Annotated in this window: 14 protein-coding genes; 8 read left to right on the forward strand and 6 right to left on the reverse strand. The window is 57.5% G+C overall.

The features are described from left to right. Positions 1–450 precede the first annotated feature (450 nt). Entirely contained in the window at positions 451–1,638 is a 1,188-nt protein-coding gene (locus tag RTK01_RS10880; RefSeq protein WP_312280990.1) for a GTP-binding protein, read from the reverse strand. A gap of 75 nt (positions 1,639–1,713) precedes the next feature. Then, positions 1,714–2,127, reverse strand: coding sequence for a transcriptional repressor (locus tag RTK01_RS10885; RefSeq protein ID WP_312280991.1), 414 nt, complete (start codon positions 2,125–2,127; stop codon positions 1,714–1,716). Positions 2,128–2,581: 454 nt separating this feature from the next. On the opposite strand from RTK01_RS10885, the gene RTK01_RS10890 reads away from it, so the two are divergent. The 7 genes from RTK01_RS10890 (at position 2,582) to carB (ending at position 13,478) form a co-directional block, all read left to right on the forward strand. Next, positions 2,582–3,334, forward strand: coding sequence for a 5-formyltetrahydrofolate cyclo-ligase (locus tag RTK01_RS10890; RefSeq protein ID WP_312280992.1), 753 nt, complete (start codon positions 2,582–2,584; stop codon positions 3,332–3,334). A 9-nt stretch (positions 3,335–3,343) separates the two neighbouring features. Then, positions 3,344–4,861 carry an ABC transporter ATP-binding protein gene (locus RTK01_RS10895; RefSeq protein ID WP_312280993.1) on the forward strand — a complete coding sequence of 506 codons (1,518 nt, stop codon included), beginning with the start codon at positions 3,344–3,346 and terminating at the stop codon, positions 4,859–4,861. Further along, entirely contained in the window at positions 4,858–5,940 is a 1,083-nt protein-coding gene (locus tag RTK01_RS10900; RefSeq protein ID WP_312280994.1) for an ABC transporter permease, read from the forward strand. Before RTK01_RS10895 ends, RTK01_RS10900 begins: the two co-directional genes overlap by 4 nt. Next, on the forward strand, positions 5,940–6,887 hold the full coding sequence (locus tag RTK01_RS10905) for an ABC transporter permease (RefSeq protein WP_312280995.1): 948 nt from the start codon (positions 5,940–5,942) through the stop codon (positions 6,885–6,887). The genes RTK01_RS10900 and RTK01_RS10905 overlap by 1 nt, the downstream gene beginning before the upstream one ends. Before the next feature lie 55 nt (positions 6,888–6,942). Beyond that, a complete protein-coding gene (locus RTK01_RS10910) occupies positions 6,943–8,001 on the forward strand; it encodes a BMP family protein (protein ID WP_312280996.1) in 1,059 nt (352 codons plus the stop codon). Between the two features lie 399 nt (positions 8,002–8,400). After that, positions 8,401–9,465: a carbamoyl phosphate synthase small subunit gene (locus RTK01_RS10915; RefSeq protein WP_312280997.1), complete on the forward strand. Its 1,065-nt coding sequence runs from the start codon at positions 8,401–8,403 to the stop codon at positions 9,463–9,465. After that, positions 9,465–13,478 (forward strand): carbamoyl-phosphate synthase large subunit, encoded by a 4,014-nt coding sequence (gene carB / locus RTK01_RS10920; RefSeq protein ID WP_312280998.1) that lies wholly within the window; start codon positions 9,465–9,467, stop codon positions 13,476–13,478. The genes RTK01_RS10915 and carB overlap by 1 nt, the downstream gene beginning before the upstream one ends. A 109-nt stretch (positions 13,479–13,587) precedes the next feature. On the opposite strand, the gene RTK01_RS10925 is transcribed toward carB, so the two are convergent. From RTK01_RS10925 to RTK01_RS10935, 3 genes are all read right to left on the reverse strand, one after another. Then, positions 13,588–14,040, reverse strand: a complete 453-nt coding sequence (locus RTK01_RS10925) for a redoxin domain-containing protein (protein WP_312280999.1) — start codon at positions 14,038–14,040, stop codon at positions 13,588–13,590. A gap of 156 nt (positions 14,041–14,196) precedes the next feature. Beyond that, positions 14,197–15,684 (reverse strand): FAD-dependent oxidoreductase, encoded by a 1,488-nt coding sequence (locus tag RTK01_RS10930; RefSeq protein WP_312281000.1) that lies wholly within the window; start codon positions 15,682–15,684, stop codon positions 14,197–14,199. A gap of 425 nt (positions 15,685–16,109) precedes the next feature. Continuing rightward, positions 16,110–16,412, reverse strand: a complete 303-nt coding sequence (locus RTK01_RS10935; protein ID WP_312281001.1) for a hypothetical protein — start codon at positions 16,410–16,412, stop codon at positions 16,110–16,112. A 479-nt stretch (positions 16,413–16,891) separates the two neighbouring features. On the opposite strand from RTK01_RS10935, the gene RTK01_RS10940 reads away from it, so the two are divergent. After that, the gene (locus tag RTK01_RS10940; RefSeq protein WP_312281002.1) at positions 16,892–17,320 is read left to right on the forward strand and encodes an EamA family transporter; all 429 of its coding nucleotides are present in this window, start codon (positions 16,892–16,894) and stop codon (positions 17,318–17,320) included. A gap of 253 nt (positions 17,321–17,573) precedes the next feature. Here RTK01_RS10940 and RTK01_RS10945 read toward each other — a convergent pair. Beyond that, positions 17,574–18,278: glutamate cyclase domain-containing protein (locus tag RTK01_RS10945; RefSeq protein ID WP_312281003.1), on the reverse strand; the 705-nt coding region annotated here is incomplete at its 5' end.

Genomic DNA, 18,278 nt, shown 5'->3' on the forward strand with positions numbered 1-18,278 from the left:
AACGGCGGCATCAGCAAGGTGGGTGAAACCAGTCCCGAGGAAAAGACCCGTCTGGCGGAACGTGAAAAAATGGACGCCGGGGGCCAGCACGCGCGGCATAAGCGGCGCAGCGGAAGCGCGCTGTCCGCCGCTGACGTAAATCGGCAAGGGGCTGGGCAGTAAGGTGCCCGTAATTAAAAACAGGGGCGATATTTATACGCCGATGGCGACTCTGCCCCAAATGTCAAGGTAATGGGCATGGCTGATAAGGACAGTGTGGGTAAAACCGGGCAACCGTAAGCGCAAACCAGAGCGTAAAGCGATTTTGGCTTTACGCTCTGGTTTTCTTTGCTCTGTAAAAAGATACGCTGTTCTCTGCAATGGGTGGATCATCGCAGGAGAGGGAGCATGGTTTTTTCAGAGCAGGATAGCGCTCTGGCAACGGGGCGGGAGTTTTGCACCGTGCGCCAATTACTCCTCCAGCTCCCAGGCAAAGGGGTCGGGCAGGGTCTGCCAGTCGGTCCGCATCTCCGCGTCCGTCATCAGGCAGCCGTCAAGCTCTGCCACAATTTCATCCCGGTTCAGATGGATGCCGATAAAGACAATTTGGTTGCGCCGGTCGCCGTATTCGGCATCCCATTTTCGGGCAAGTTCCGGCTCGTCTTTCAGATATTCTGCCTGGTCCTCCTCCGACATGGCGGCGGCCCAGTAATCCACGGGGGATATTTCAATGTTTCTGCCTGCCTGCTCCATTAGGATCATCACGTCGTTGTGGTTGGGCAGCCACATAAATCCTTTGGTCCGCACCACGGACTCGGGGAACCGCTCCATCAGGAAAGCGTTGATGCGCTGGGGGTGGAAGGGTCTGACTCTTTCATATACGAACGAGGTAATCCCAAACTCCTCCGTCTCGGGCGTGTGGGACTCGCGGTTAAGCTCCTTCAGCCACCCCGCAGAGTCATAGGCCCGTTCAAAATCGAAACGTTCGGTATTTAGAATCTCGGAGGGAGGGACCACGCCCCGCACGGAGCGGAGCAGCTTTGCCTCGGGCTGCAGCGTCCGCAGCACGGCCTCTACCTGCGCCACTTCATCCGGAGAAAGCAAGTCACACTTGTTCAGCAGAATCACATTGCAGAACTCGATTTGGGAGATCAGAAGGTCCGTAATATCCTCTTCTTCGCTGTCCTCCGCATCCTGGCGGGCTATGAGGGCCTCTCCCTGTCCGAAATCAGACCAAAAGCGGTGGGCGTCCACCACCGTGACCATGGTGTCCAGCCGTGTTTTCTCCGCCAGATTTACGCCCTGGCTTTCGTCGTAGCACACAAACGTCATGGCGATGGGGATGGGTTCGCTGATGCCGGAGGCTTCAATGAGGATGTAGTCGATGGTTTCAAGAGCGGAAAGCCTGTCCACCTCTTTGAGCAGGTCGCCCCGCAGAGTGCAGCAGATGCAGCCGTTCTGCATCTGTACCAGCTCCTCCTGCGCGCGGCTGAAGCCGCCCTGCTTCACCAGCTCCGCGTCGATGTTTACCTCGCTCATGTCGTTGACGATTACGGCAATTTTATAGCCGTGGTCGCTGTTTAAAAGATAGTTGAGCAGGGTCGTTTTTCCCGACCCAAGATAGCCGCACAGGACGGTTACGGGGATTCTTGTTTGCATAGGATTTCCTTTCTGAATTCAATGGGATGTGGACGGTGGATTTGCGGACTCCGCGCATTCTGATAAAAACGCCGGTCAGCGGGACCTGCAATTTTTGCAATAGCCGAACACCTCCAAATTGTGTCCTACAATCTGGAAGTCCTCTTCCGCAAGCATCGGCGTAAAATTCTCCATGGGGCAGTTGCCCATGGGGATAATCTTGCGGCACTTCATGCACACGGCATAATGCTTATGCTGAAAGCGGTTCAGCTCATACACGGCCATTTCGTTGTTCAGCACGGTGGTTTTAAGGGCCACGCCTTTTTCAACGAAAAGCTCCAGCACACGATAGACGGTGGACATCCAGACGGTGTCCCCGTCCATTTCAATTTTGGAACAAATTTCTGCTGCGCTCAGGGGCTTGTCGGAATGTTCAAGAACTGCCAGCACGCTTTCCCGCTGCCGCGTTCGCTTCACACCCGCCTGCCATACCGTCTTATTTTCTTTCACGGGATTCACCTCGTCACTTTTTTAAAGGGGGATTGGGGTCGCTGTCCTCTGGGACTGATTTTCGGAGTATGCGGGGTGTAAGGCTACATCCTAAATGCAAATGCAACTCATTTGCATTTATGGTGATTATATACGCAGAATTGTCAAAAGTCAAGCGCTTCAAGGGCGGTGCGCCGGGATAAGCTACGCCCCATGCGGAAATGGGGGCCGTTATAACCCTGACAGGCGACCCAACAGCAAACCGGGCGACTTGCCATAAGGAAAGCCGTCCTATCCGGTTCCGTCAAATTTTCAGGAGTGGGTTTCTGGGTACTTTGTGCAAAAATCCAAATTATTTTTTGGCGTCTTGACAGGTAAGAATTTGATGTTATCATATCAGATAGCAAATTATATAGGTATTACCTTTGTTTCTGCCGACTTTGGAAAAACGGGAACAGGGGAGAAGGAGAACGGGATGGAAGCAAAGATGGACGCAAAAACCGCGCGGGTCAAAATCTGGGAAGACCTTTTGAAGGTGGCGAAGCCGGACTCCAAGTTTAGTTGGGAGTTTTCGGAGTTTATTTGTGATTACGAGGGCAGCGAGCAGGGAACCGCGCTGCTGACGGCAACGGAGATGTACAAAAACGCGAGGGTTATTTTCATCACCCCCGACAATAATTTGGAAACGCTGCGAGAGCAGGCGTTTCTGGATCAAAAAACCGTGGTCATGACCAATTATGGCATTACCCGCGGTTTTTTTATGATCGCCCCCGGCCAGATTCCCGCGGGGAAGGAAGAGGTTGCCTCGCTGCTTGACGGCGTGTCCCGCTACTGGAAGCACCAGACACTGGAGCAGTTGGCAAAAAGTGCGGGCCACATCGACATGATGGTCACCGGCGCGTCCGCCATCACGCCCAGCGGCATCCGTTTTGGTAAGGGTCACGGGTATTTTGATCTGGAGTGGGCCATGCTGTCTTCCTGCGGAATGGCCGATGCGTCTACCGTGATTATCGGCGCGGGCCATGACTGTCAGGTGGCGGACGTGGACGTGACCGTGGAGGAATACGACACGGCGATTGATTACATCGTGACCCCCACCCGGATTCTTGAAACCCGCCACGAGTTTCCCCGGCCCGGCAAGGGCATTATCTGGTGCCGTCTCGCCCCAGGAATGCGGGAGCAGATTCCCCCGGTGCAGGAGCTGTGGTGCCGGACCCACTGCAAATAAGAAGTTGCTATGAAAGAGCTTGAAATCAGGCTTCTGGAGCTGCGGGGCGTCTCAAAATATTTTGGCGCGACGGCGGCCAACGACTCCATCGACCTGCATTTAAACAGTGGAGAGGTGCTGGCCCTGTTGGGGGAAAACGGCGCGGGGAAAAGCACCCTCATGAATATTATTTTCGGCATGTATCGTCCCGATACCGGTCACATCCTGCTTCACGGCCGGGAGGTGAAAATCACTGGCCCGGAGGACGCCATGCGCCAAGGCGTCGGCATGGTGCACCAGCATTTTATGCTGGTGGGCCGGTTTGACGCGGTGCAGAATGTGTGCTTGATGGACGGGACGGCTTCTTTGACCGTATGGAACAGGAAAAAGGTGCGCGCAGAGCTTGAAAAGCTGAAGGAGCAGTACCACATTGAGGTGGAGCTGGACTGTCCTGTGGAGCGGCTGAGCATCAGCATGCAGCAGAAAATCGAAATTCTAAAGCTGCTGTACACCGGCGCGGAAATCCTGATTCTGGATGAGCCAACCGCCGTGCTGCTGCCGCAGGAGTGCGAGGCGCTGTTTGGGATGATTCGGGAGATGGCGGCGCAGGGCAAGGGCGTCATTTTTATCAGCCATAAGCTGGGGGAGGTGCTGCGGGTCAGCCACCGGATCAGCGTCCTTTCCCACGGAAAGGTCACGGGAGAGGTGGCAACGGCGCAGGCCGATCAGGCCCTCATCCTGCGGATGATGTCCGGCGACGACGTGCCGGACCTTGGCGGCTATGTCAAAAAGCCCGCCGGGGAGCGGGTGTGCCTTTCCTGTTGGCAACTCGAAGGGTTTGACGACCGCGGGGTGAAAACGCTGAATGGCGTGGACCTTAAGGTGCGCTGCGAGGAAATCGTGGGCGTGGCGGGAGTAGAGGGAAACGGACAGGACGAGTTGGCCGAGGTCCTTGCCGGTGTGCGGCCCGCTTCTTCCGGAGAAATACAGGTGGACGGGAAGCTGCTAAATTTCGCAAAGGCGGGCCGCTTTATCGAAAGCGGCGTGGGCTATATCCCGTCCGACCGGAATACGGTGGGCACCGTTCCGAATTTTCCCCTTCGTGAAAACTGGCTGCTGCGCAACCGGAATTGGCCTAAGCGGCACGGGCTGACAGACCTTCGCGCGGCGGCAGGGCAGGCTTCCCGGGCCATGGAGGAGTTTGACGTTCGGGGGGCCGACTGCACAACCCGCAGCGCCAACCTCTCCGGCGGAAACCTTCAAAAATTCATTCTCGCCCGGGAGCTGGGGGGCGCGCCCAAGGCGCTTGTGTGCTCCTATCCCACACGAGGACTGGATATGAAGGCCGCGTGGTTCGTGCGCAGCGAATTGACCCGGGCAAAGGAAGCGGGTGTTGGAATTGTGCTGTTTTCCGGCGACCTGGACGAGCTGTTTGCCCTTTCCGACCGGATTGTGGTGCTGTACCGCGGCCGCGTGGTGGGCGAGTGCCGACCGGAAGAAACCACGCCTCAGAATATCATTCTGATGATGATGGGAGGACAGGCATGAATAGAGTATCCTCTCTTGTGGCTTCCATGGTCGGCGGCCTTGCCGAGAAGAGACAGGGCGGCGTGAGCAAGCTTCTTTTGCTTCCGGCGGCTGTGGCGGCGGCGATGCTGGTTGGCTCCGTGTTTATTCTGGCGGTGGGGGCAAATCCGCTGGAAGCTTATTATTACATGCTGATTCGCCCGCTGACCTCCGTCACGGCGCTGGGAGAGGTGTCCATGTACTTCACGCCGCTGCTGCTGGTGGGAATCGGCGTGTCCTTTGCCTTCCATGCAAAGCTCAGCAATCTGGGCGGAGAGGGGCAAATGCTTTTCGGGGCGCTGGGTATGACCTTGATGGGGATTCCCCCCGTGGGCGGTGCGCTGGGGTTCTGGTCCCTCCCGGCGGGAATTTTGCTGGGGATTGTGCTGGGGGCTGGCTGGGCGTCCATTGCCGGGTATTTTAAATTTAAGTTTCGCGCAAGTGAAATCATCATCACCCTGATGCTCAATTATGTGGCCCGGCAGATCATCAGCTATCTGGTGTTCTATCCGCTGCGCAGCGGCGCGGAGCCGCAGTCCGCCAAGCTGGCGGCGGCTTTGCCTAAGCTGTGGGCTTCCTCCCGGCTAAACTGGGGGGTGCTGATTGCGCTGGCGCTGACGGTGGTTTACGGCGTGATTGTGCGGCGCACCGCCTTTGGCTATCGCCTGCGGGCGCTGGGCGGCAGCAAAAAGGCCGCGGTTTACGGCGGCGTGCCCAAGGACCGGTACTACTTTCTTGCAATGGTGCTCAGCGGTGCGCTGTGCGGCCTTGCGGGTGCGCTGCAAATCAGCGGCAACACCATGCGGCTGATGGAGGGCGTGGCCGGAGACTTTGGCTTCGGTGGAATCGTGGTGGCCATGCTGGGCGGGCTTCATCCATTGGGCATCGCCGCTGCCGCGCTGTTTATGGCGCTGCTTTCGGCGGGCTCTGTGACCATGCAGGTGAAAACCGGGATTCCAACCTCGTTTACCAGCGTATTGGAGGCCCTCATCGTGCTGTTTGTCCTGCTGGGAATGGCGGTGGGCGGCATGAAGCTTGGAAAGAAGGGGGACGGAAGCTGATGGATGCATCCAGTGTTTTCAACGCCGGATTTCTCGCGGCGCTGTTCGCCTCCGGCGTGCGGCAGAGTGTCCCGTTAATTTATGGCTCCGTGGGGGATACCTTGTCGGAAAAATCCGGAGTCATGGGCATCTGCATTGAAGGCGAAATGCTTTTCGGCGCGTTTTTCTCCTATCTGTTCGCCCTGCGCACCGGAAGCCTGTGGGCAGGCGTTCTGATGGGCGCGGCGGCGGGAATGCTCAGCAGCGTCATCGTGGCGGTCTGGTCCGTGCTGCTTCGGCAGGACCAGGCGATTGTTGGCATCATGTTCAATATTTTTGCCATGGGCTTCACCAATTTCTTAAACCGCCTAATTTTTGGAACCTCCAACGCCAACATTTCCGTGGAGACATTCTCGCACATCCCGATTCCGGGCCTGAGCAAGCTGCCATTGATCGGAGACGTTTTTTTCAATCAGGATATTTTGACCTATCTTTCCGTTCTGCTGGCGGCGGGAGTGTACTTTGTCCTCGCGAAAACGAAGCTGGGCCTTCGGCTAGCGGCGGCTGGGGAAAATCCCAAGGCGGCGCAGGCCTGCGGAATCCGGGTTGCCCGGTTCCGGTTCCTCTCATATCTGTTCTGCGGGTTTTCCGCCGGGGTGGCGGGAGCCTCGCTGACGCTAAGCTCCGTCGGCACGTTTACGGAGGCCATTTCCGCGGGCCGGGGCTTTATCTGCCTTGCCATTGTGATTCTGGCTCGCTGGAATCCGCTGATGGCGGTGGTTGCCGCCTTTGGCTTCGGTTCCATTCAGGCTTTGCAAATCCGTTTACAGGTGCTGGGCTCGTCTCTGCCCTATCAATTCTTTGTGGCGCTGCCTTACCTGATTACCGTGCTGGTGCTGGTTCTGGCGGGCCGGAATATCAGAGCGCCGCGAGAGCTGGGCATTCCCTTTGAACGGGAACGCCGCTGACGCACAAATCCCCCGCTTCCAAAGGAAGATATGATATATTTTTAGGAGGTCCCTTATGAAAAGACACACGAAGATTCTCTCTCTTGCCCTGACGCTGGCTTTGTCCGCCGGAATCCTTGCCGGCTGCGGCGGCAGTTCCGCCGGGCAGTCCTCCGCCTCCGCTTCGGGCGGCGCGTCCTCCGCGGTGAGCGACCGCTCCACCGTCTCCAAAATCGCCATTTTACTGCCCGGCTCTATCACGGACGAATCTTGGAACCAGACCGCGTACGAGGGCCTGATGAAGATTAAGGACGCGGGCTACGACGTGGCGTATACGGAAAATGTCGGCTCCAACGACATGGAGGCGGTGTTCCGCAGCTATTGCGAGGACGGCTATGACTTCGTCATCGGACACGGCGCACAGTATGGCGACGCGTGCTGCCGTGTGGCGGCGGATTATCCCAATGTCAATTTCTTCATCACCGGCAACGCCCCCGAGGACATTGCCGAAGCGGAGCTGCCCGTCAACATCATGTTCGCGGACTACCGCGAGTGCGAGGGGGCCTATGTCTCCGGCGTGGTTGCCGCCCTGATGACAAAGAGCGGCAAAGTCGGCTATGTGGGCGGCGGCAACAACACCACCCAGCAGTCCGATAAAAACGCGTTTATTGAGGGTGTTGCCAGCGTCAGCGCCGACATCGAGGTGAAAACCGTCATCACCGGAACCTTTGACGACTCCGCTCTTGGCAAAGAAACCGCAATCGCCATGATTGAGGACGGCGTGGACGTGATTCTTCAGACCTGCGATCACACGGGCCTTGGCGTTCTAGAGGCGTGCAGCGCCGAAAAGGTCTACTGCATCGGCTATACCTCCGACCAGTCGTCTCTGGTTGCCGACGGGCTGTGCCTCACCTCCATGATGGTGGACATCCCCTACATGATCTCTTCCCAGATTGACCTCATCAAGGCGGGCGGCTATGGCGGACAGGCTTTCCCCGGCCTGCACGACGGCGTGGTCAGCATGGCGGCTTTCAGCGCCGAGGTGTCTGACGACGTGGCCGAAAAGGTGAATGCCGTGGTTGCTCAGATCAAAAGCGGCGAGCTGGTGATTACTCCCAATTACAGCGAAAACTAAAACTGCCCCGCACTCCGGGGCTCATATTGAGCCCCATTTCTTTGAGCTTGTTCAGGTCCGCCCAGCGGGCGGCCTGAACAAGCTCTTGTGCAGCCGAGGATAAGCGGCTGCTCTGCGCTCTGTAAAAAGGCTGGCGCATTATAAAAATACACATATCGTTTGGCAAAGCAAAAACTTTCAATGCGCGGCGGAGTGCCAAAGAAATAAAAGCTGCGGCTATTAAACACTGCATCAAAATAACTAAAAAGCAACAACACTTACAAAAGAATATTATACATATATTTATGAATAATTTTTCACAAACTGATTGACGGAAGAACCAAAAAAGCAGATAATAATTAAAATGAAAAGAAGCCGCCACGGTGGAATTGCGGACGGGAAAGGGACGGTCAAAAAGGAATGGAAAAGGCGTATCTGGTTTTGCAGGACGGGCAGGTATTTGAAGGAATTCGCTTCGGCGCAGGGGGGGACACGGTGGGAGAGCTGGTGTTTACCACCGGCATGTGCGGTTATCTTGAAACACTGACGGACCCCAGCTATCACGGGCAGATTGTGTTGCAGACCTATCCCCTGATGGGAAACTACGGTGTAATACCGGAGGATTTCGAGGGAAGCTGTGCCGTGCGGGGCTATGTTGTCCGGGAGTGGTGCGCCGCCCCGTCCAACTTTCGCTGTGCAATGGATTTGGACGCGTACCTGAAGCGGGAGAACATTCCGGGCATCTGCGGGGTGGACACCCGGGAGCTGACCCGGATTATCCGGGAGCACGGCGTGATGAACGCCACAATTTGCGCTGTGCCGCCCGCTGGGCTGGAGCCGGTGCAAAAGTATGCCGTCACGGGCGCGGTGGCGGCCGTCACCTGCCGGGAGACGCGGACATATCCGGCGGCGGGAGAAAAGAAGCATTCCGTGGCTCTGCTGGACTACGGAGCCAAGCGCAACATCGTTCGGGAGCTTCAAAAGCGGGGCTGTGAGGTGACGGTCTTGCCTGCGATGACCACGGCGGCGGAGGTGCTGGACATGAAGCCGGACGGTGTGATGCTTTCCAACGGCCCCGGGGACCCGGCGGAGGCGGAATTTCAGATTGACCAGCTCCGGGAGCTTGCGGGAAAGCTGCCCTTGTTCGGCATCTGCCTTGGACACCAGCTTCTGGCGCTGGCGCTGGGAGGGCGGACCTATAAAATGAAATACGGACACCGGGGTGTGAATCAGCCCGTGCGGGACCTGAGCGGCCCTCGGACCTTCATCACCAGCCAAAACCATGGCTACGCGGTGGACGCCGATTCTCTGCCTGCCGGGCGCGTCCGCTATGTCAACGCCAACGACGGCACCTGCGAGGGCATCGACTATCCGGAGCTGAGGGCGTTTACCGTCCAGTTCCATCCGGAGGCCCGCTCCGGGCCGGAGGACACCGCATTTCTGTTTGACCGCTTTGCCGCGCTGATGAAGGGAGGAAACCTGTAATGCCTTTGGATACGTCAATTAAAAAAACGCTGGTCATCGGCTCCGGCCCCATCGTCATCGGACAGGCCGCTGAGTTTGACTACGCGGGGGCGCAGGCCTGCCGCGTTTTAAAAGAGGCGGGGGTGGAGGTGGTTTTGTGCAACTCCAATCCCGCCACCATCATGACCGATCAGGCCATGGCGGACGAGATTTACTTAGAGCCGCTCACCGTGACCACGGTGAAGCGCATTATTAAGAAGGAACAGCCCGACAGTCTTTTGGCCTCCCTCGGCGGGCAGACGGGACTGACCCTTGCCATGCAGCTTGCCAAGGAGGGATTTCTGGAGCGGGAAGGCGTCCGCCTGCTGGGAACCGACGCGACCGCCATCACCAAGGCAGAGGATCGGGAGCTTTTTAAAGAAGCCATGGAAACCATTGGTCAGCCCGTGGTCCCCTCGGACATTGCCCAGACTGTGGATGAGGCGTTGGCCGTGGCAGAGTTAATCGGCTATCCCGTCATTGTCCGTCCGGCGTTCACGCTGGGGGGCGCGGGCGGCGGCGCGGCGGCGGACCGGGAGGAGCTGAAAATCATTGCCGCCACGGGACTGGACGCGTCCCCCATTTCTCAGATTCTGGTGGAGCGGGCCATCTTTGGCTGGAAGGAAATTGAGTTCGAGACGATTCGGGACGCCGCCGGAAACGTCATTGCCGTGTGCTCTATGGAAAATCTGGACCCGGTGGGAGTTCACACGGGAGACTCCATCGTGGTGGCCCCCGCCCAGACCCTTTCCGACCGGGAGTTTCAAATGCTGCGCACCGCGTCGCTGGATATTATCTCGTCTCTTGGCATCGTGGGCGGGTGCAACTGCCAGTTGGCGCTGGACCCAGACAGCTTCCGGTACGCGGTGATTGAAGTGAACCCCCGGGTATCCCGTTCTTCCGCGCTGGCCTCCAAGGCCACGGGCTATCCCATCGCCAAGGTCACGGCGAAAATTGCTCTTGGCTATACGCTGGACGAAATCAAGAACGACGTGACGGGTAAAACCTGCGCCTGTTTTGAACCGGCGCTGGATTACATTGTGGCGAAAATTCCCAAGTGGCCCTTCGACAAATTTGCTGATGCAAGCCGGAAGCTGGGCACCCAGATGAAGGCCACCGGGGAGGTGATGGCCATCGCCCCCGGCTTTGAAATGGCAATGATGAAGGCCGTCCGGGGTGCCGAAATCGGACTGGACACCCTGAACCGCCCGAAAGAAGACGGAGATAACGCCCCTCTGCAGGCGCGTCTGGCCCGGGTGGACGACCGGCGGCTTTTCACGGTGTTTGAGGCGCTGAAAGCAGACGTGGACGTGGAGGAAATTCACCAGATTACCAAAATTGACCGCTGGTTTCTGGGAAAACTTCAAAATTTAGCGGATTTTGAAAAGAGCCTGACAAGGGACGGTCTGACTCCCACGCGTTACGAAACCGGCAAGCGGTATGGCTATTCCGATTCTGCATTGCTGCGATTGTCCGGTAGGGCGGCGCTTCCCGGCGGGGCCAAGTCCGCCGCTTATAAAATGGTGGACACCTGCGCCGCGGAATTTGACGCGCAGACCCCCTATTTCTACTCCTGCTTTGACAAGACCTGCGAATCCCGGCCCTTTCCCCGCAGCGGAAAGCCTGTGGTGCTGGTGCTTGGCTCAGGCCCCATCCGCATCGGACAGGGCATCGAGTTCGACTATTCCTCCGTCCACTGCGTATGGACGCTGAAAAAGCTGGGCTATGAAGTGGTCATCGTCAACAACAATCCCGAAACCGTCTCCACGGACTATGACACCGCCGACCGGCTGTATTTCGAGCCGCTGTGCCCCGAGGACGTGATGCACATCATCGAGGTGGAGCGCCCGGTGGGCGTGGTGGTGGCCTTTGGCGGGCAGACGGCGATCAAGCTGACCAAATTTTTGGACGCAAAGGGCGTCAAAATCTTAGGCACCTCCGCCAAATCCATCGACATGGCGGAGGATCGGGAGCGATTTGACGCGCTGTTGGAGCGGTTTTCCATCAAGCGGCCTCAGGGCAGGGCGGTGCTGAGCTTGGATCAGGCCCTTTCCGCTGCTGGGGAGCTGGGCTATCCCGTGCTGCTGCGGCCCTCCTACGTCATCGGCGGGCAAAACATGGTCATCGCTCACAACGAGGCGGAGGTCCGCCGCTATATGGAACCGATTCTGGCCAACGGAAACGGAGAACCGATTCTGGTGGACCAGTATCTTCAGGGGCGGGAGCTGGAGGTGGACGTGATTTCCGACGGGACGGACGTGCTGATTCCCGGCGTGATGCAGCACATCGAGCGCACCGGCGTTCACTCCGGGGACTCCATCGCGGTCTATCCGCCCTTTAATATCAACGACCGGATGCTAAAAACGATTGTGGACTGCTCTGAAAAGCTGGCCCTCAGCCTGAAAACCAAGGGCCTTGTCAACATCCAGTATTTAATCTATCAGGGCGAGCTGTATGTCATTGAGGTGAATCCCCGTGCCAGCCGCACGGTTCCCTATCTCTCCAAGGTGACGGGGGTGCCCATGGTGGACCTTGCCGCCCGGGTGATGACCGGGCAACCTCTGCGCACCCTTGGATATGGCACGGGACTTTATAAAACGCCGCCTTACGTGGCCGTGAAGGTTCCCGTCTTCTCCTTTGAAAAGCTCACCGATGCAAACGCCGCCCTCTCCCCGGAGATGAAATCCACCGGGGAGGTGCTGGGCCTTGGTAAGAATTTGCAGGAGGCTCTGTTTAAAGGTCTGGTTTCCGCGGGCTATCGGGTGGAGCGGGAACGGCGGGGCGGCATTCTCGTCTCCGTCAACCGCCGAGACCAGCCGGAGGTGGTGCATATCGCCCGCAAGCTGGTGGACTTGGGCTATAAGCTCTACGGAACCGAGCGCACGGCCTATGAAATCTCCCGCCTTGGGGCGGATGTGGAGGTAGTTGGCAAGCTGGGGCAGGACAACCGGGTGTTTAAGCTGCTGGAAGCGGGGGAAATCGACTTCGTGATTCTCACCGGCTCCACAGAGCCGGAGTATATCCGGGATTTCATCCATCTGAACCACCGATGCGTCCAGTTGGGGATTCCGTGCCTCACCAGTCTGGATACCGCCGCCGCGTTGGCGGATATTCTGGCCAGCCGCTATACGCAGGAGAATACAGAGCTGGTGGACATCTGCCGTCTGCGGACGCAGCGGCAGAAGCTTCCCTTTGCAAAGCTCCAGACCTGCGGCAACGACTTCGTGTTTCTGGAGGATTTCGACGGGGCCATTACCTGCCCGGAATCCCTCTGCATCACATTGTGCGACCGTCATACCGGCGTGGGTGCGGACGGCATCGTCCTGATGCAGCACTCCGAGACGGCGGACGCAAAAATGCGCCTGTTCAATGCCGACGGGTCCGAGGGAAGTATGTCGGGCAGCGCGCTGCTATGCATGGGAAAATACCTGCACGACAAGGGGCTTACAGATAAGGAAAAGCTGCAAATCGAAACGGTCAGCGGCGTTCGTGCCGTGGAGCTTTCCGTCATGAACGGGCAGGTTTCCTCCGCCTGCGTGTCTATGGGGCGGGCCTTGCTGGACGCGGGACGGCGGCTTGTGAATGCGCCGGTGGAAATCGGGGGAACGGAGTGGCGCGTCACCTGCGTGGACATGGGAAGCCCTCACTGTGTGGTGTTCTGCCCCCGGGTGGACGAAGTTGACGTGGCGGCGCTGGGTCCCCGGTTCGAGCGGGGCGTGCTTGCGCCGGAGCGGACCAATACGGAGTTTGTCCGGGTGGTAAATGAAAGCACCGTGAAAATGCGGGTCTGGGAGCGGGGCAGCGGAGAGACGGCAGCCTGCGGCGACGGAGCCTGCGCAGCTGTGGCCGCGGCGGTGGAGCTGGGCCTCTGCCCGAAAAATCGGGATATCACGGTGAAAGCCGCCGGAGGGGACATGCTTGTCCGCTATACGGAGGAAGAGATGACGCTCACTGCCGATGCAATGCTGGTGTACGAGGGCATCACGGAATATTAAGAGAAACGGAAAAGCGCGGGCCGCATTGCGGCCCGCGCTCTTTTTAATAGATGGGAGGTTTTATCTGCCCATCATGGGCAGGGAAATCCCTTTGGAGGCAAGCCGTCTCTTACAGGGCGGAGAGCACCTCGTCGATGTCCGGCAGCTCCCCGATGGGATAGACTTTGACCCATTTCACAGTGCCTTCCGCGTCCACCAGCACGTTGGCCCGGCCGGACATGCCGTGGTGCTCCATATATACGCCGTAGTCCTGCGAGACTTTGCCCAGAGGCCAGAAGTCGCTGACAAGGGGGGTGTTCTCAATGGCCAGAACTGTGGCCCAAGCCTTTTTACCGGGGGCCGGGTCAACGCTCAGTCCGATGGCCACGGTGTTCTTCTCTGCGAAAGCGTCGAAGTGCGTCTCCAGCGCCCGCATCTGGTCGGTGCACACGCTGGTCCACGCCAGGGGATGCCAGGACAACAGCACCTGTTTGCCCCGATAGTCGGAGAGCTTGATTTCCTTGCCGAATCCGTCGGACAGGGTGAAGTCGGGGGCTTTTACGCCCACTTGAATTCCGTTCATGCTGAATCCTCCTCTTTTCAAATAATACTTGGGGAGCGGGCCCGGCCCGGACGGCGCGCTCCTGTCTTTGGGGTGGTTTGCGTTTATCCAACAGCTTTCCGGGGAAGCGATGGTATCTGTATGGTCTTTCTGTGAAAACCGTAATGGGCCGGGAACTCAGTCCGGGATGTGAATTTTTTCAAAGACCCATGCGGTCAGCTCGTTGAGAGAGGGGTGGATAACCATGGAGTTGTTGATGGGGGCATAGGTCCCGAGGTTGGGGTACATGATTCGCAGGTCGTCCACCTCCCGGGCGGCCATGGCGCGCCGGACTTTCTGGCACTGATAGCCCGCATTCATGAGATATACGAAGGGCTGAAGCAGCACCGCCGCCTGCGGGCCCACAATGTGAACGCCCAGCAGCTTTTTATCATACCCGATGATGACCTTCACAAACCCGTCGTCTCCGTCCCGCCTGTGATACCCCATGGCCCGACCACCCACCACCTCGGAAAAGTGATTATACGCTGTCTGATAGGGGATGCCCTTCTCCTTCACCTCCGATTCCGTCAGGCCCAAGTGCGCCACCTGCGGATGGGTGAAAACGGCCCAGGGAACAGCCGCGTAGCGCACCTCCTGCTTGCTTTCGCCGGAGAACAGGTTTTGGCTGAGAATCTGGGCCTCGAAATTGGCCTTGTGGCGGAGCTGGTATTTCCCGTTCACGTCCCCCAGCGCCCAAATGCCGGGCTGAGAGGTTTCAAGATACCCGTTTGTCACAATCCAGCCGTGCTTGTCCGTCTCCACCCCGGCCTTGGGTAAGTCCAGCGTGTCGGCGTTAGAGCGGGTGCCGGAGGCCATAAAAATTTCCTCGCACTCTAAAACAGATTGCTCTTTCGTGGCGCTGTTTTCCACGGTGACGTATTTTTTACCACCCTCGGCCCGGACGGAGACGGGGGTGCTGTGGGTCAGAATTTCGATTCCGTTTTCGGCAAACTGTCGGCTGACAAATTCTGCGACCTCCGGCTCCTCCTTATTCAAAATCCCGCCGGAGCGGACAAGAATCGTCACCTTTGTGCCAAATGCGGAGAAAATGTGGGCAAATTCCGTGCTGATGGAGCCGCCGCCGATCATCACAAGACTTTCCCATGGCTTTTTGGGATACTTTTCCCCGAAAAAGGTTTCCGAGGTGACGTAACCGGCCTCTTCCAAACCCTCCACCGGGGGAACGGAGGTTCTGGCTCCCACTGCCAGCAGAAATTTGTCTCCGGTGATCTCCTCCTCCGTCCCGTCCTCTTGCAGAACGGTCATGCTGTTGGGACCGGTAAAAGCGCCGGTACCCTTGTACAGCGTCAGATTCGGAAGCTGTCCCAGATTTTTTTCAATGGTTTTATGGAAATCGATCTGCGCCCACATTCTGCGGGAGATCACCTCCCAGTCGATGGCGGGACGCCCCACGCTGACGCCGATGCGGGAAGCCCGCTCCGCTTCCCGGATGAAATCCGCCGGATAAACCAGCATCTTTGACGGAATACAGCCCTTTGTCAGGCAGGTTCCGCCCAGCTTTGCCTTTTCTATCAGCGCGCAGCGAAGACCCTTTTCCAAGGCGGCCTCCATCACCATCAGTCCCGCGCCGCTTCCAACAATGACCAAATCGAAATGCTTCACCCTGCGATGCCTCCTTTATGACTTATCCCGGACTTGAGAGCATTTCCCCGTAAACGGTCCGCCCACGGGCGACCGAAACGGAAAGCCTTCCCGGGCCTGTCCCTCATACTCTCTATTTTACCGAAAACCCCGCCCGCGTCAAGTCATTCAAGGAAAATTCCGGAATTTATACGCAGAGTGGTAAGCTGCGGGGAAGAGACGTTTGGACCAAGGAGCACAAAACCCCACATGACAGCCCAATAATATTAAATTGCGCCTTTGAACGCACATGAAAAAGCACCTACCCAGTATAGCAGAGTGGGTGCTTTTGACGTAATAAATGCAGGGCTTATTGTGCCTTGTGTGGGCCTTGCTATGCGGGATTGCCGATATTTATTGTTATAAGTACAGCTATTTGACAGAAAGATGTCGATATTAAAACTTGCTTAGCCCTGGCCCCATGTTATAAGTGTCCATGGGTCGCCGGCGTCGTTTCTCATGAGGTACCACTGCCACCCGGTGTATTCCCAATCCTCATAGAAGGCGTGATCCAATGCGGACTCTGTGTCCACAGGAGAGTGAAATGAGGAGGTAAAGACAATGCATTCCTCATATGTTGGATCTCCCCATGTGTTGTACCCTTCAAGATATTCGTTCCCCGCCGCATCACCGTAAAACGTAAGTGAATGCAATACGCAGCCGTCCCATGTGGCAAATTCGCTTTTAATGGTTTCAATCGCCGAATCCATGTCTTGCCGTGTAAACTGCGTTGATGTTCCGTAATCAATGGCAATATCTGCAGGGGGCGTATTTGATTCGGCGGAGCTGCTGGCGTTTGTCTCTGAGGAATCGTTGGGGCCCTTAGTGCTTTTCCCACAACCAACTAAAAAAAGTAGAAGACATACCATAAAAGCAATACAGTGTTTTTTCATAGAAATCACGCTTTCCATCAATCTCAAGTTGTTTAATTGCTGAATCCTATTAAGCTATATCGTATCACTTTTGGGCCGGAAATGGTAGGTCCAAGAAGAATACCTTCCTATTGCAATAAGACGCTTGCGCGCAGAGAGGTTCGCGCTGGGCACAGCGCTGGCTGACAGGGGATGCGTGGCGCGGATTCGTCTTGCAATCGGAGATGTGGTATGATAACATAAGGCATAGCTCGGATGCGTATTTTTCGACAGTCAGGCTGGCCTGGCTGTCTGTTTCTTGCTGTGGAGGAAGAACGATGCCGTTTTCAATGATCTGGCCCATTGCGCTGGTGGTGCTTTCCAACGTATTTTATAATGTGTGCTCCAAGGAGACGCCGGCGGAAATCAATCCCTTTGCGGCGCTGACCGTGACGTACGTCATCGGCGCGGCGTTTTCCGCACTGATGTATTTTGCACTGAACCGGGGCGGTTCGCTTTTTCGGGAATATCAGAACATCAACTGGAGCAGTTTTGTATTGGGCTTCGCTGTGGTGGGGTTGGAGGCCGGATCCATTTATATGTACAAGGCGGGCTGGAACGTCAGCAGCGGGCAACTGGTTTATAGCAGCATTTTGGCCGTCTGCCTGATTTTGGTGGGTGTGCTTGCCTATCACGAGACGATCAGTCACACCAAAATCGTGGGGATTTTGGTGTGCATGCTGGGGCTGTTCCTGATCAACAAATAAAGCCCCTGCGAAGCGCGAAAGAGAGAGCACCGGTAAAAGGAAAATCGGACAGTGAGCGGGGCCGGGCGGGAATTTCCCGCCCGGCCCCGCCGTGCATATCCCATTGTAAATGTGCTCCGCGTCAGTCAGGAATTTCTCCATATTGAAGTCCGTTTTTATGCGACAGTTTCCGGCATGTCCCCAAAAAGCGAGTGGGAACCTGAAAAACTCTGCCGCTTCCTCCGTTTGCCGCTCCTTTCCGGGAAAAAGGGGGCTATACGCCGCTGAGCACGCGGCATGGAGCGGCGCACAGGGCATCCTCCATTCGGCGAAGCTGCTCCAGATGAAAGGACAGAGGAAGCGCATCCACCGAGAGGGAGGATTTCCCCGTGCAGCCGTCCACACCGCCGGAGGCGATTACGGCTTGAAGCGCCATCAGCTCTTCTTCCGGCGAGGGAAGCAGCCGCTGCCTGGTGGCGGCTGACAAAAGCGCAGCCGCCGCCCAACCCCACCAGTTGGAGACCCCGGCCGCCAGCGTGAAATTCGCCCACCCCACGGCGGCAAGGCGCTTGCCGTGGGGCACATGGGCCTCCACCACCGAGCGCAGCGCGCCCATCCCCAGTTCATTTCCCCCGTCGCCCACGGCAATGGTCACTGCCCCCATCCGGCGGGCCAGCGGCAGAAAAATCTCCGCGTCCGTCACCATGCCGTCGATTACGTATCCGTGCATATTGTAAAAATGGCCGTCCGCGCTTTTGCCGGGGTGCTCGATGGTAAAAAAGTGAGTGGGACGGATGCGGTTCAAAAGACCTTGGGCAAAGGCTGCCGTGGCTCTGTCGGGAAGACAGACAATCTCAGCCCCCGGAGCAAGAACACCGGCTGCGGCCCGCACCTGCGGGAGGGAGACGCTCCCGCATAGCAGGATTGCGTTGCAGCCCACCGTCATTAATGCCCGTGCCAGATTCGCCGCGCCGGAGGG

Origin of the sequence: Oscillibacter sp. (assembly GCF_031978065.1) — a bacterium.
GTDB lineage: Bacteria > Bacillota > Clostridia > Oscillospirales > Oscillospiraceae > Oscillibacter.

Bases quoted from the DNA above. Each gene is read 5' to 3' on its own strand.
- RTK01_RS10880 (WP_312280990.1), bottom strand. From the start codon at position 1,638: ATGCAAACAAGAATCCCCGTAACCGTCCTGTGCGGCTATCTTGGGTCG.
- RTK01_RS10890 (WP_312280992.1), top strand. From the start codon at position 2,582: ATGGAAGCAAAGATGGACGCAAAAACCGCGCGGGTCAAAATCTGGGAA.
- RTK01_RS10895 (WP_312280993.1), top strand. From the start codon at position 3,344: ATGAAAGAGCTTGAAATCAGGCTTCTGGAGCTGCGGGGCGTCTCAAAA.
- RTK01_RS10900 (WP_312280994.1), top strand. From the start codon at position 4,858: ATGAATAGAGTATCCTCTCTTGTGGCTTCCATGGTCGGCGGCCTTGCC.
- RTK01_RS10905 (WP_312280995.1), top strand. From the start codon at position 5,940: ATGGATGCATCCAGTGTTTTCAACGCCGGATTTCTCGCGGCGCTGTTC.
- RTK01_RS10910 (WP_312280996.1), top strand. From the start codon at position 6,943: ATGAAAAGACACACGAAGATTCTCTCTCTTGCCCTGACGCTGGCTTTG.
- RTK01_RS10915 (WP_312280997.1), top strand. From the start codon at position 8,401: ATGGAAAAGGCGTATCTGGTTTTGCAGGACGGGCAGGTATTTGAAGGA.
- carB (WP_312280998.1), top strand. From the start codon at position 9,465: ATGCCTTTGGATACGTCAATTAAAAAAACGCTGGTCATCGGCTCCGGC.
- RTK01_RS10925 (WP_312280999.1), bottom strand. From the start codon at position 14,040: ATGAACGGAATTCAAGTGGGCGTAAAAGCCCCCGACTTCACCCTGTCC.
- RTK01_RS10935 (WP_312281001.1), bottom strand. From the start codon at position 16,412: ATGGATTCGGCGATTGAAACCATTAAAAGCGAATTTGCCACATGGGAC.
- RTK01_RS10940 (WP_312281002.1), top strand. From the start codon at position 16,892: ATGCCGTTTTCAATGATCTGGCCCATTGCGCTGGTGGTGCTTTCCAAC.